Source organism: Bacillus sp. FSL H8-0545 (genome assembly GCF_038006105.1).
GTDB lineage: Bacteria > Bacillota > Bacilli > Bacillales > Bacillaceae_G > Bacillus_A > Bacillus_A cereus_U.
In genome coordinates this window covers 4,709,345-4,723,245 of record NZ_JBBOUO010000001.1, presented here as the reverse complement: position 1 = coordinate 4,723,245, position 13,901 = coordinate 4,709,345, and the positions used below count along the sequence as shown (strand labels likewise).

Genomic DNA, 13,901 nt, shown 5'->3' with positions numbered 1-13,901 from the left:
GAATATGGTGGTGTTCTTATTACTAAGTATTTTAATTAAATATTTTGCATGACATGTCCTTAAATAAAAAAGTAAATCAATTCGTTATTTTTCAACTATGAATGGGGCTGCTTTTTATGAAGATAGAAGTTTTAGGCAGTTATGGAGTAGAGGTTAATACATAAACCAAATTAGGAGTATGATTATATATGAAAAGACTTTTTGATTTGTTTGTTTCTTTGTCATTATTGGTGTTTCTTTTACCGCCTATTATAATAGTGGCTGTTTTAGTTAGAATTAAATTGGGTTCCCCTATCATATTTAAGCAGCAACGCCCGGGATTGCATGGTGTCCCTTTTTTTCTTTATAAGTTTAGAACTATGACTGACGAGAAGGATAGTGAGGGGAATGTGTTGCCCGATGATGTAAGGTTTACCCGTTTCGGAGGGGTTCTGAGAAAATATAGTTTAGATGAATTGCCACAGTTGTTTAATGTTATAAAAGGAGACTTAAGTTTGGTAGGTCCAAGACCATTATTGATGGAGTATTTGGAACTATACACAGAAGAACAGGCCAAGCGACATAATGTCAGACCAGGGATTACGGGATGGGCCCAAGTAAATGGGAGGAACGCGATTTCCTGGGAGGAAAAATTTGATTTTGATGTATGGTATGCAAAAAAACGGACTTTTTGGTTTGATATGAAAATTTTGTTGTTAACGGCAAAGAAAGTATTTAAGTCAGAAGGAATCAATCAAGTTGGGCATGTAACTGTGGAAAAATTTAATGGTACAAAGAATTCTTGAGGAGGTGAGATGGATGCGAATAATTATGATTGGGGCAGGTGGTCATAGTAAAGTAATCCGAGATATTATCCTATCGTATGGAAATTATGAAATCATTGCGCAATTAGATGATGTGTATAAAGAGTTAAAAGTTGAGGATGGCGTTTATTTTGGACCCATTTCTGCAGCTGCAAAGTTAATAGATGAGTATGTAGATACAAAGTTCGTGATAGCTATAGGGAATAACAGAACAAGAAAGATAATTATGGAGCAGTTAGAGATTCCCAGTCATTGCTATGCGACGCTGATACATAAACAATCTATTGTTAGTTTAAGTGCAAAGATTGGAGCTGGTACGGTTGTGATGCCCGGTGCAATTATTAATGCAGATGCTGACATTGGGAATCACGTTATTGTCAATACAGGCGCTATTGTTGAACATGATAATAAGGTAAAAGATTTTGCACATATTTCCCCAAATGCAGTGCTTACAGGATCCGTTACTGTAGGAACAGGAGTACATATAGGAGCAGGAGTTAATGTAATTCCAAATATTACAATTGGCGATTGGTCCATTATTGGTGCGGGGGCAACAGTAATTTGTGATATTGTAGCGAATTGTACAGCAGTTGGCATTCCAGCTAGAGTAATAAAAAAAGAATTATAGGAGAGTGTTTAAAGTGGTATATTTACAGGAAAAAACAAGAATCTATCTCTCCGCTCCACATATGAGCGGTAATGAACAAAAATATATAGGGGAAGCATTTGATATGAATTGGATTGCTCCACTGGGTCCAAACGTAGATGCGTTTGAAGGTGAACTTTCATCCCATGTTGGAGTTCTTGATGCGGCTGCAGTTAGTTCAGGAACCTCTGCTATCCATTTGGCACTTCGCTTACTGGATGTAAGAGATGTAGATACGGTGTTTTGTTCAAGTCTTACTTTTATAGCGAGCGCAAATCCAATTTTATATTTAGGGGCTACACCAGTATTCATTGATTCAGAGCCTGAAACATGGAATATGTCACCGCAGGCTTTAGAATGTGCATTACGTGATGCAAAAGAGAAAGGGTTACTTCCGAAAGCAGTAATTGTTGTGAATCTATATGGACAAAGCGCTAAAATGGATGAGATTCTTTCGTTATGTAATACATATAATGTTCCAGTAGTAGAAGATGCAGCGGAATCACTTGGTTCTTTCTACAAAGGTAAAGCGAGTGGAACATTCGGAAAATTCGGTGTTTATTCATTCAATGGCAATAAAATCATTACAACCTCAGGTGGAGGTATGCTTGTTTCGAATGATGTCGAAGCATTAAGAAAAGCAAGATTTTTAGCTACCCAAGCAAGAGATCCGGCTCCACACTACCAACATAGTGAGGTTGGATATAATTATCGTATGAGTAATATTTTAGCGGGTGTAGGTAGGGCGCAGCTGCAAGTCTTACGAGATAGAGTACAGGCAAGGAGAAAAATATTTGATAGGTACTATCAAGAATTATCTCATATTCCAGGGGTACAGTTTATGCCTGAGTTAGAGGATACCTATTCAAACCGATGGCTTACAGTTCTTACTGTAGATGAAGAAAAAACAGGAGTATCGATTCAGGCATTACTGAAACAACTGGAAAATGAAAACATTGAGGCGCGTCCTGTTTGGAAACCTCTTCATATGCAACCGCTATTTGAGGGAATAACTTATTATTCTCATAGTGAACGTGAAGATATTGCTAGAAAACTATTTGAAACCGGTCTATGTCTTCCATCTGGATCAGGTATGACAGAAAAAGATCAGACAAGAGTTATTACATGTATTAAGAATATATTGACGGTAAGTGCTAGCATGTAAAGATAAAAAATAGAAAGAGCTTCAATTAAGAAAGGCGTTAATGAACTAGGAGGGTTTAATATCTCAGTCAGTGCCGTTTTTGTGAAATTTCATTTTACGGAAAAAAATTTTTTTTGAATGAAAGTCACGGCAATCCCTATAAAGAGTGAAATAGTAAGCGTACATAATCTTGTGGTAAATGCGAATTATATTCTTTGCTAGCATTATTAGTGGTAAACGCATATTATATCATCCCTTTTGTGAAAATGGTATAAATATAAAAAGGTTATTCTCCTGTTTTGATTAAATAAGCAGAGGAATGAAGTAATAGAGAACATAAAATATGAAAATCAGCGTTAATTAATAGGTTAATAATAAATTATATGAAATATCATAGCACAGAAATTTTCAAAATATAAAAAGATGGAAATTATCCTGTGTATTTGTAAGATATAACGTTTCTCCTGCTATTTGTGAACATTAAGAGCACTACCTTAAGATTTTAGGGAAACTAAGAAAATAGATGGAATGTTCGTAAAAGCTCGATTGGTGAGATTAATAGTCGGTAGGGATGTAAAGCCTCCTACCGATTAAAGTTTTACTGTATTATTTGTTTTTACAGTTACTAAAAAAGATATATAAATATTCATTTTTTTAAGTATATAGATGCTTGACAATGCAATAGTGAAATGGTAATCTGAGTTTATATTCTTTATAAAGAATATAAACGTTTTATTGATATATTAAATTCAAGGATTTTTATTCATATAAAATTCAGATGGTAATATCTTGATTCGAATTAAGAGAATCACACCTTTGTTCATTTTTTGAGAAAATCAAAATGCAAGGGTTTACAATAGGATAGGTAGCCTGAAGGTTTGAATACTTCAACTGAAAAAAGATTTAAGGCTATAAAATCAGGTTTTAAAATCTGTTATGCGTAAACGAGGTAGTTTGAGGAAAGAGTTTTCTGGTATATTAATAATATTTTTTTGATATATCTGGTAATTTTCTTATCCATCGGGTTTTCCCTTAATTGTCTCGTAGTGGGAGGAAAAAAATGAGTGCAATAACCGGAATTTATCATTTAAATGGAGAACCGATACCGCCTGAACATAGGATTGGAATCATGAAGGATTTATCTCGTTATCCAGGTGACAATACCGATATATGGCACAAGGAAAATATTTTTTTGGGTTCCCATGCAAAATGGATAACATCTGAATCTATTAATGAACAATTACCTTACTATGATTATGAAACACAGTTGGTTATAACTGCTGATGCTATTATTGATAATCGCAATGAATTATTCGATAGATTGCAAGTAGAAAAGGTACATAGAAGAGAGATGCCTGATAGTAAGTTGATTTTACTCGCTTATCAAAAGTGGGGAGAGCATGTACCAAAGTATCTAATTGGTGATTTTGCTTTTATGATTTGGGATGAGAGAAAGCAATTGCTCTTTGGTGCACGTGATTTTTCAGGAAGTCGGACTTTTTACTTTTACCGCAATCAAAATCAATTTGCTTTTTGTACTAGCATACAACCGCTGTTTTCTTTACCGTACGTAGGGAAGGAATTGAATGAGCAATGGTTAGCTGAATATTTAGCGATACCTAATATGCTTGATACAATAGATGCATTTTCAACAGTGCATAAAAATATAGAGCAAGTCCCGCCTTCTCATACTATCTCCGTAGTTAAGGGAAGAGTTAGTATTGCGAAATACGACACGTTATTTGTAGAGGAGCAGTTGCAACTCAAATCAAATGAAGATTATGAAGAGGCGTTCAGGGGCGTATTTGAAAGCGCAGTAACATCAAGGTTACGTACTCATCGTAATGTTGGTTCTCATTTAAGTGGGGGATTAGATTCAGGAGCTGTTGCTAGCTTTGCTGCGAGAGCCTTGCAAAAAGAGAACAAAAAATTATATACATTCAGCTCGGTACCTGCGGAAGGGTTTACTGATTGGACTCGTGGTCATACGATTGCTGATGAAAAGCCATTTATTCAAACTACAGTACAACATGTAGGGAATATTAAAGGGGATTATTTGAATTTTCCGGGAGAAAATTCTTTCTCAGAAATTGATGATTGGCTTGAGATTATGGAGATGCCATATAAATTTTTCGAAAATTCCGTCTGGGTGAAAGGGATTTATGAAAAAGCCCAACAACAAGGGATTGGGGTGCTCTTAAATGGAGCGAGAGGAAATTTCACAATCTCTTGGGGGCCAGCTTTAGATTATTATGCGATTTTACTTAAAAAGTTCAGCTGGTTGCAGCTTTATCGTGAAATTGATTTGTATGGTAAGAACGTTGGGGTCAAAAAATCGAGAATACTGAAAGTTGTAGGAGAGAAAGCATTTCCATCGATAAAAAACATGTTTTCCTCAGAACAGCAATACGAACTGCCAACGTTAGTTAGTCCAGAACTTGCAAAACGTACTGATGTATTTAGAAAGCTTGAAGAACATGGTGTGAAAGTAACAGGGGCCTCTATCCCAAATATATATGAAATAAGGCAGAAACATTTTGAACAGCTAAACTTGTGGAATACAACGGGTACAAGTGGAACAAAGCTCTCCTTGCGTTATGGTTTACAAGGGCATGATCCAACGAATGACTTACGGGTAATTCGATTCTGTTTATCGTTACCACTCGAACAATTTGTTCAAAATGGCTTAAATCGTGCACTTGTCCGGAGGTCCACAAAAGGATTTCTTCCTGACAAAGTAAGATTAAATCAGCGTGTGCGGGGAATACAGGCAGCTGATGTGGTTCATCGCATGATTCCTTCATGGAAAATGTTTATCGAGGAACTTCGGCAGCTTAGTAAAGACCCAGTGGCCTCTAACTTTTTTAATATGGAGATTATTAAGAGCGCGATTTTGAAAATTCAAGGAGAACCACGAGTAGAATACGTGTTTGATCCAGATTTTAGAATTTTAATGCGTAGTCTTATTGTCTATCGATTTATCAAAAAATATATTTGAAAGGGGGTGAAATTATGAAACAAGAATGGCAATCACCAGTATTAGAAGTACTTGATATCAACATGACAATGGCTGGACCTGGAAAGAGACTTGTTGACCAAGTTTTTGAAGATGAGGATGAGCAAGGCGCTCTTCACCACAGCTAATGCACTAATATTTAAATGAGATTTATATGCTTTACAGCCCTTATATAGTTTAATTACGGTATAAGGGTTTTTTTTAATCAATTTTTCAACTATTTGGAGTGAGAAAGATGATACATACTGTAAAGAAAGAGATTTACAAAGCCTTCGGATTAGCCCTATTAAGTGAGATTCCCCTGCCGGAATTGCCTCAAGTAAGTAATTACGAAAATGAAGTAGACGTAAAAATAGAAACTGCAGATTTGTCCCAATTATGGGGAGAGTTATCTTCTCCGAAGTCAGTGTTTGTAGTTGAAGAAAAATTAATTATGTTTCAAATCCCCGAAACTGCTACGTTTTGTATTAAAAATGGAGAAAAAATCATTGTTTCACCTATGAAAGGGTCTGATCAAGATAAGATTCGGCTTTATATTCTTGGGACTTGTATGGGGGCATTGTTGATGCAGAGAAAAATACTCCCTCTGCATGGAAGTGTAATAGCCATCAATGGAAAGGCGTATGCTTTTGTAGGAAGATCAGGAGCTGGAAAATCAACTCTTGCATCAGCCCTTTTAAGCAAAGGCTATAAGCTTTTAAGTGATGATGTAATTGCTGTGTCTCTTTCTGAGGATAATACTCCTTTTGTTACACCATCTTATCCGCAACAAAAGTTATGGAAAGAGAGTCTTGATCAGTTTGGAATGGAGACAGCGCATTATCAGCCATTATTTGAAAGGGAAACTAAATATGCTGTCCCCGTTACAGCTAACTTTTTCGAGGAACCATTACCATTGGCAGGTGTATTCGAATTAGTGAAAGTAGAAAATGGGGATGTTGAACTTCAGCAGATTGAAGGACTGGAGAGACTACGCACATTGCTGCGTCATACATATAGGAATTCATTAATCCCACGATTGGGGATGATGGAATGGCATTTTATGCATTCTACAAATATCGTAAACAAAATAGATATGTTTCAATTGAGACGTCCTATTTCAAAGTTTACGGCACATGATTTAGTATCCGAAATTCTAGAGTCTTTAAAAGAGGAGGAAAAATAATGAGTAGTAAACAAATAATTTCATTACACAGTTTTGTTGTACAAGGTCAGGAAAATGTAGTGAGCGATATGGATGGGGAGAAAGTGATGATGAGCATCCATAATGGGAAATACTATAACTTAGGAGGTATAGGTGGTGAAATTTGGAGTTTAATTAATGAATTAATATCTGTCAATCAAGTGATTGATATATTATTGTCTCGATATATGATTGAAGAGGCAGAATGTAAGGAACAAGTACTCTCTTTCTTAAATCATTTGTATGCAGAAGGGTTAATCTCGGTTGATGAAAAACTTTGATTTTTAATTGAACGTTCCAGATTTAATAGATTAGGAGTAGGATCGATGAATATCATAAATAAAGCCAAAGCTTTCTTGTCGTTCGATATGGGAACAAAATTATTACTTATAGAAGCTTTCTTTTATTTAGGCTGGGCTCGTATTCTTAAAAGTATACCGTTTTCTAAAGCTGCTCCTATATTAGGAATTCATATGGCAGAAACGTCTTTAAACTATGATGAATCGGAAAAGATTACGTTAAGGAAAATTTCTCAAGCAGTGCATATGATGAGCCGTTATACATTTTGGGAAAGCCAGTGTCTCGTTAAAGCTATCGCTGCAATGAAAATGTTGGAGAAGCGTCAAATTGAAAGTACCCTTTACTTAGGGACCGCGAAAGATGAGACAGGAAATATGATTGCCCATGCGTGGTTACGTAGCGGGCCCTTTTATATTACTGGCGTAGAAGAAATGAAGAGATTTACCGTTGTTGGTAAATTTGCAAAAAGGATAGGGTAAAAAAATCTTGAAGGAGAATGAGATGTATACCGGTTGTAATCTTGATTTGAGTCATTTACCTAAAGAACTAAAATTGTTACTTGAAATTATAAAGAAGGAAGATAAAGAGATACAAGAAATCCCGGGAGACTGGTTCATAAATATTGATTGGAACAAATTTTTGAAACTGGCGCTGCATCATCGTATGTACGCGTTCATTTATCCAAAAATGAAATCCATTGATAAACAGTTAGTTCCATCAAATGTTGTGCAAGTATTAAGTACATATTTTAAAAGGAATACATTCCATATGCTTCATTTAAGTGGAGAAATGGGGAAAGTAAGTAAATTATTTGCTGAAAACCAACTTCAACTTCTATTTTTGAAGGGCCCTATTCTTGGCGCAGACCTATATGGAGATGTTTCCCTTCGAACATCAGGGGATCTGGATGCCCTTGTTCCTATAGATGATCTTGGAAAAGTGAACGAATTACTTGTAAAGAATGGTTATGTCAAAGAGGATGATTTTCCGACGGTTATGAATGAATGGAAGTGGAGACGCCACCATACAACTTACATGCATCCGATAAGTAAGGTGAAATTGGAGATTCATTGGCGACTACACCCAGGACCGGGAAAGGAACCACGCTTCGATGAGTTATGGGGGCGAAAGAGGACGAGTCCTGTCACAAATTATCCTGTCTATTTTTTAGGGAGAGAGGATTTGTTTATGTTTCTTGTGACTCATGGGACTAGGCATGGTTGGTCCAGGCTTCGATGGTTAACGGACATTGACCGTATGGTAAGGCAAGAAATAGATTGGGAAGAACTCACTGTTATGTTGGAAATGTATGGATGTGAACAACTGGTAGGTCAGGCGCTTATTTTATCTTCTGAGCTTTTAGATACTCTTATAATAGCGGAAGAGGCAAAAGTATTAATGTCAGGGAGAAGGGTAACGCAATTAGCGCAGCTTGCTATATATTACTTGGAAAATATGATTAACTTGCATACAGATCCTGTCCCAGAAGAAGTTTCAAAATATCATGAGCGATATTTATATTTGTTAAAGACAAGCTCTCAAAAGCTACTGTTTCATCTTAGTTGGTTGTATCCTTATCCTCAGGATGTGGAAACTTTACCACTGCCAAAACAACTGCATGTTTTATATTTCCCTTTGCGGCCGGTTTTATGGATTTGGAGGGAAATGAGGTACCGTAAGGAGAAGTGAAAATGAGAAATATTTTATATTTTACAAAGCGGTTATACTCTTTTACTGGAAACATTCTCATTGTTAATCTCATGGGAATGGTATTGGTCAGTCTTGTAGAAGGAATCGGCATTTTATTATTAATTCCTATGATAAGTATTAGCGGTATTGCGAAGATGAATGAACAGACAAGTCCTCTTTCAGGGGTTCTTGGATTCCTAGGTGAGATTCCAACTACTTTAGGATTACCACTTGTATTAGGAATATATATTATATTGGTCGTGGGACAAGCGCTTTTGCAAAGGAATATAACAGTTCGTAATGCGAAAATCCAGATACGTTTTATTAATCATTTGAGATTGGAAACTTATCGTGGATTGTTGCAGGCCAACTGGAGTTTCTTTGTGAAAAAGAGAAAATCAGATCTTATCAATTCTTTGACAACGGAATTAGGGCGTGTTAGCGCAGGCACTAATTTATTTTTACAGTTGCTCACTTCTTTAATGTTTACATTTATACAGATTGGTTTCGCTTTTTGGTTAGCGGCAGATATAACAATTTTTGTACTATGTTGCGCTGTGGTACTTGCCTTTCTTTCACGAAGATTTATTAAAAAATCAAAAAGATTAGGTGGTCGAACCTCAGAGAATTCAAAAGCGTATCTTGCAGGTATAACTGATCATTTTAATGGAATTAAGGATATTAAGAGCAATACACTAGAACGATCTCGTTATATGTGGTTACGTAATTGGGTAGAAGATGTGGAACGTGAACAGTTTGCATATATTAAGGTGAGAAATAATTCTCAACTCTTTTATAAAATTGCATCAGCTGTTTTCATTGCTATTCTTATCTTTCTATCTGTTCAGCTGTTTCAGACGAAAACGGAGCAATTATTATTAATTATTCTTATATTTTCTCGTTTGTGGCCACGATTTGCAGGTATACAATCAAACATGGAACAAATTGCAGCGAATCTTCCCGCTTTTAAAGATTTGCTGCAATTACAGGAAGAGTGTAAGAAAAGTATAGAATTGCAAGATATAGAGCAGAATTATGATTGTATAAATCCTATGCAGATAGAACAATCTATTGAGTGTCAAAATATCTCTTTCCGCTACAATAAAGAAAATGCTGTGTACTCACTTAAAGATATTAATTTGCGTATTCCTGCAAATTGTATGACAGCTATCTCAGGGCGTTCCGGTGCTGGAAAGAGTACATTAATTGATATCATAATGGGACTTATGCAGCCGGAGAGCGGTCAGTTATTAATAGATAACAAACCGTTGACAAGTAAGGACCTATTATCATTGAGGAAATCTATTAGCTATGTTCCTCAAGATCCATTTCTATTCAATGCCAGTATAAGAGACAATTTGAGAATGGTTGAACCAAATGCAAGTGAGGAGCAGCTTTGGGAAGCTTTGGAATTTTCTGCTTCCGCTGATTTTGTTAGCAGGCTCTCGCAAGGATTGGATACAATGATTGGCGATAGGGGAGTCAAGCTTTCAGGAGGAGAACGACAACGTCTTGTTCTGGCTAGAGCGATACTTCGAAAGCCTTCTATTTTAGTACTGGATGAGGCAACAAGTGCTCTAGATGCTGAAAATGAAGCGAAAATACAAGAAGCATTGGAAAGATTGAAAGGAAGTATGACAATTATTGTCATTGCACATAGACTATCTACTATACGTAAAGCTGACCAAGTAATTGTAATGGATCAAGGACAAATTATTCAACACGGTAGTTTCGCACAACTGGCAAAAGATGAAAGTGGTTTATTTAGTAGTCTACTTGGACAACAGGCTAAGGTAAACATTTAAATATGACTAGTCACAATTATTTTTTATAAATTTAAGGAATACACTGCCTTTATTTCTTTCGGGCCGGTAACACAATTTGATTATTTATGGTTTGGGGGATAATTGGTATTTGTGTACTGGTCTTTTTATGGAAATATGAGCTTAATTTAATTGTGTGACCAGTAAAAAAACTAGAAATACTTATTGTGACTTATTAATATACCATCTATATACATGTATAAATATCCTTGTTATAATTTAACATGGAACCTGATTTTATTTATACCATATAACAAAAAGCAGCGAGACCCCTTGTCTTTATGAAGTGACCCCTAAAAGTTAGACACGGTTATTTCATTAGGCAGCTTGATAAAAGTGAGTCCGGTATTGTACCGGGCTCATTTTTAATTTTGCCTTTATCCGTTTCGTATTATAATAATCTATATATTTTTCTAATTCTATTTTAAAATGCTCTACACTTTCAAACTCTTTTATGTAGAGGAATTCCGACTTCATGATCCCAAAGAAATTCTCCATTACTGCGTTGTCATAACAGTTTCCTTTTCGAGACATACTCTGCACAATACCTCTTGATTCAAGTGTACGGACATATTGTTTCATTTGATAATGCCACCCTTGATCTGAATGTATCAATAGTTGGTGATTTTCAGGTAAACGTTCTAATGCTTTCTCTAACATTTCTGAAACAAGTGAATACGTCGGTCTAGAGCCAATTGTATATGTAATAATTTCACCATTATACAAGTCTAATACAGGTGATAAATAAAGTTTCTCTCCAAACAATTTAAACTCTGTGATGTCTGTTACCCATTTTTGATTCGGTGCATCTGCATGAAAACTGCGCGCTAAAATATTTGGTGCAATTTTACCGAATTTCCCCTTATAAGACTTATATTTTTTCATACGCACAACACACTTTAATCCAAGCTCTTTCATAATGCGCTGAACCTTCTTGTGATTTACTTTCTGACCACGATTCGTCAACTCATCACGAATGCGACGGTAGCCATAACGACCTTCATTTTCCTCATAAATCGCTTTAATTTCGGCTTTCAAATCGGCATCTAAATCCGGACGATTCATTTTCTTTACTAAATCATAATACGTGCTTCGTGGAATATCAGCTAGCTCCACGAGTGCCTTCACCGAATATTTATGCCTTAATTCATAGACTACTTGCGCTTTGTCTTGTTTAGTGACTTTTCCTTGTTTTGAACTAAGGCATTCAACTTTTTTAAGTACTCATTTTCCATTTCAAGCTGTTTAATACGTGCTTCAAGTGCTTCGACTGAACCTTCAACTGGTGCTTGTTTTGATTGTTTATTTGACTCTTTTTTCATGGATGGACGCCCCTTTTTCTTTGATTGAAGGGCATCGATTCCTTGTGTTTCGAGTTGTTTTTTCCAAACAATAATCGTTGAAGGGGCAGGAATGTTAAAGATAGCTGCCGTTTCAAATAAGGACGTACCGTTTTCAATCATATAATTTAGTACGTCTAGTTTAAATTGTTGTGTGTAATTTGTATACCGTTTTAGAAAAGCTTCCACACCATTTTGCTTATATTGGTTTACCCAATTCAAAATTACTGTGTCCCTTATACCGATCGCTTTACCAATTTCTCGATAACTTTCATTTCCGTTCAAATAACGTAGAACGATATGTATTTTTTCATCAGCTGTAAATTTAGCCATAGAAAAACTGCACCCCAATTGTTAGACTGTGTCTAACAATTGGGGTGCAGTTCACCTTGTAGACATTTTTATGGTCAGTGATTAATGAGAGGTAGTGCCTAATGAATTGTTAGTATTTTGAATTGCTACTAATTTTATATAAGTAATTAAGAAGGGAAACGATTTGAGAAGATGAAAGAGAGATAGTGAAGAATATTATATAAGTATTTCTTTTTATTTCATTTGAGTTTTTCTCTCAAATACTCCGGAATGCCTTATTTAACAGATAAACAAGGAAAAGCAACAATTTCTTATTAGTTATACTCTATTTTTATGTATCGTTAAATAGATTTAAAAGAATTTATATGTAATATTGGATATTTCTGTGAAATGTAAATGTATCTTTTGTGATGATATTTTATGGGGTTTTTATTAAAGGCTAATCCACGAAGATTTATTTTTTTATAAAGCATAGTGTTCTGGATTACGAATCTTAATTTCTAGATATGCTATTTAAGATAATATAAGAAAAATGAAGAAATTTGTAGAAATTTGTAGAAAATTAAGGGTATGATGGTAAAAAGGAGTAAATATTACATTTTTCTTTCTTATATTTGTCCTTTATAATGAGCTATGAATACGACATGTGAGGAAAATAATGTATATTTCCTCTCCCTAACTTTGATATACACCTTTTTCCAACCTCCGTGTTAATTGCTATTATTTTGTTATACCGATTAGCGAAGGGAAAAGGGTGTATCTTTTTTGTATGAATAGTCCTAATAGATATTTTGGGTAGAAAGCATTTCTTGTTTTTCGTGACAAAAACAATGGAGAATGGGATAATAAGGACAGTGTGTTGGTGGTATGACCAATTTGGTATATAAGGAGAGAATGATATGCTAGATATTCAACAGATTAAAGAAATTATTCCACATCGTTATCCATTTCTACTAGTCGATCAAATTCTAGAAGTAGAAGAAGGAAAGCGTGCGGTTGGGATTAAAAATGTAACGGCAAATGAGGAATACTTTAATGGACACTTTCCAGATTATCCTGTGATGCCAGGTGTTCTAATTGTAGAAGCATTAGCGCAGGTGGGTGCTGTTGCGGTACTGAAGAAGGAAGAAAATCGCGGTCGCCTTGCATTCTTTGCTGGCATTGATAACTGCCGCTTCAAACGTCAAGTTCGCCCAGGTGATCAACTTCGCCTAGAAGTCGAAATGACACGTGTCCGTGGACCGATTGGAAAAGGAAAAGCAGTAGCAACTGTAAATGGTGAAATCGCTTGTGAAGCTGAAATCACATTTGCAATTGGTGATAAGAAAGAATAAAGATTTGTTAACATAACTTTACGTTGGAAGATGAATGAAGAGAGTATGGTCATTCATCTTTTTTATTGTTATTGAAGCGAATTATGAAGAAATGGACGAAAGGTAAGAGGATTTGTTGATAGGTAAGTTCTCTTACTTTTAAACAAACGTTTGATTAAAAAATATAGGGGACTTTCGAAAAAAAGTTTATCAACTAAAGTCTGAAAAAGATGTTGAAAGATTAAGAAAAGACGAAATAAAAATTAACAATGGTAAGATTTTTATAAACAAGGTAGTATAAATACACAGATCAATCAATGGTATATTCACTA

12 protein-coding genes are annotated in these 13,901 nt (G+C 35.4%); 11 read left to right on the top strand and 1 reads right to left on the bottom strand.

Annotated features, from left to right (window positions below):
* The first annotated feature begins 188 nt into the window (after positions 1–188).
* The 10 genes from MHI07_RS24820 to MHI07_RS24775 all read left to right on the top strand — a co-directional run bounded on the left by MHI07_RS24820 (position 189) and on the right by MHI07_RS24775 (position 10,586).
* Positions 189–785, top strand: a complete 597-nt coding sequence (locus MHI07_RS24820) for a sugar transferase (RefSeq protein WP_340826711.1) — start codon at positions 189–191, stop codon at positions 783–785.
* Between the two features lie 13 nt (positions 786–798).
* Positions 799–1,431, top strand: coding sequence for an acetyltransferase (locus MHI07_RS24815; RefSeq protein ID WP_340826709.1), 633 nt, complete (start codon positions 799–801; stop codon positions 1,429–1,431).
* 13 nt (positions 1,432–1,444) lie between these two features.
* Positions 1,445–2,614 carry an aminotransferase class I/II-fold pyridoxal phosphate-dependent enzyme gene (locus MHI07_RS24810; RefSeq protein ID WP_340826708.1) on the top strand — a complete coding sequence of 390 codons (1,170 nt, stop codon included), beginning with the start codon at positions 1,445–1,447 and terminating at the stop codon, positions 2,612–2,614.
* Between the two features lie 1,039 nt (positions 2,615–3,653).
* Complete coding sequence (locus MHI07_RS24805; RefSeq protein ID WP_215580215.1) at positions 3,654–5,591, top strand: lasso peptide isopeptide bond-forming cyclase; 1,938 nt, start codon at positions 3,654–3,656, stop codon at positions 5,589–5,591.
* Between the two features lie 14 nt (positions 5,592–5,605).
* On the top strand, positions 5,606–5,737 hold the full coding sequence (locus MHI07_RS24800; RefSeq protein WP_000808480.1) for a paeninodin family lasso peptide: 132 nt from the start codon (positions 5,606–5,608) through the stop codon (positions 5,735–5,737).
* A gap of 107 nt (positions 5,738–5,844) precedes the next feature.
* Positions 5,845–6,774, top strand: a complete 930-nt coding sequence (locus tag MHI07_RS24795) for an aldolase (RefSeq protein ID WP_215580214.1) — start codon at positions 5,845–5,847, stop codon at positions 6,772–6,774.
* Positions 6,774–7,073, top strand: coding sequence for a lasso peptide biosynthesis PqqD family chaperone (locus MHI07_RS24790; RefSeq protein WP_340826707.1), 300 nt, complete (start codon positions 6,774–6,776; stop codon positions 7,071–7,073). The genes MHI07_RS24795 and MHI07_RS24790 overlap by 1 nt, the downstream gene beginning before the upstream one ends.
* Positions 7,074–7,118: 45 nt before the next feature.
* A complete protein-coding gene (locus MHI07_RS24785; RefSeq protein WP_105589818.1) occupies positions 7,119–7,571 on the top strand; it encodes a lasso peptide biosynthesis B2 protein in 453 nt (150 codons plus the stop codon).
* A gap of 22 nt (positions 7,572–7,593) precedes the next feature.
* Complete coding sequence (locus tag MHI07_RS24780) at positions 7,594–8,781, top strand: nucleotidyltransferase domain-containing protein (protein ID WP_215580212.1); 1,188 nt, start codon at positions 7,594–7,596, stop codon at positions 8,779–8,781.
* A 2-nt stretch (positions 8,782–8,783) separates the two neighbouring features.
* Positions 8,784–10,586, top strand: coding sequence for an ABC transporter ATP-binding protein (locus MHI07_RS24775; RefSeq protein ID WP_215580210.1), 1,803 nt, complete (start codon positions 8,784–8,786; stop codon positions 10,584–10,586).
* Between the two features lie 336 nt (positions 10,587–10,922).
* Here the strand turns inward: MHI07_RS24775 and MHI07_RS24770 are convergent.
* Positions 10,923–12,277, bottom strand: a protein-coding gene (locus MHI07_RS24770) for an IS3 family transposase (protein WP_215579378.1) whose coding sequence is annotated in 2 segments (ribosomal slippage) — positions 10,923–11,824 and positions 11,824–12,277 — 1,356 coding nt in all. Because the reading frame shifts where the segments join, the coding sequence is not laid out codon by codon here.
* An 878-nt stretch (positions 12,278–13,155) separates the two neighbouring features.
* Between MHI07_RS24770 and fabZ the strand changes: the two genes are divergently transcribed.
* A complete protein-coding gene (fabZ, locus tag MHI07_RS24765; protein WP_002184592.1) occupies positions 13,156–13,590 on the top strand; it encodes a 3-hydroxyacyl-ACP dehydratase FabZ in 435 nt (144 codons plus the stop codon).
* Positions 13,591–13,901: the final 311 nt, after the last annotated feature.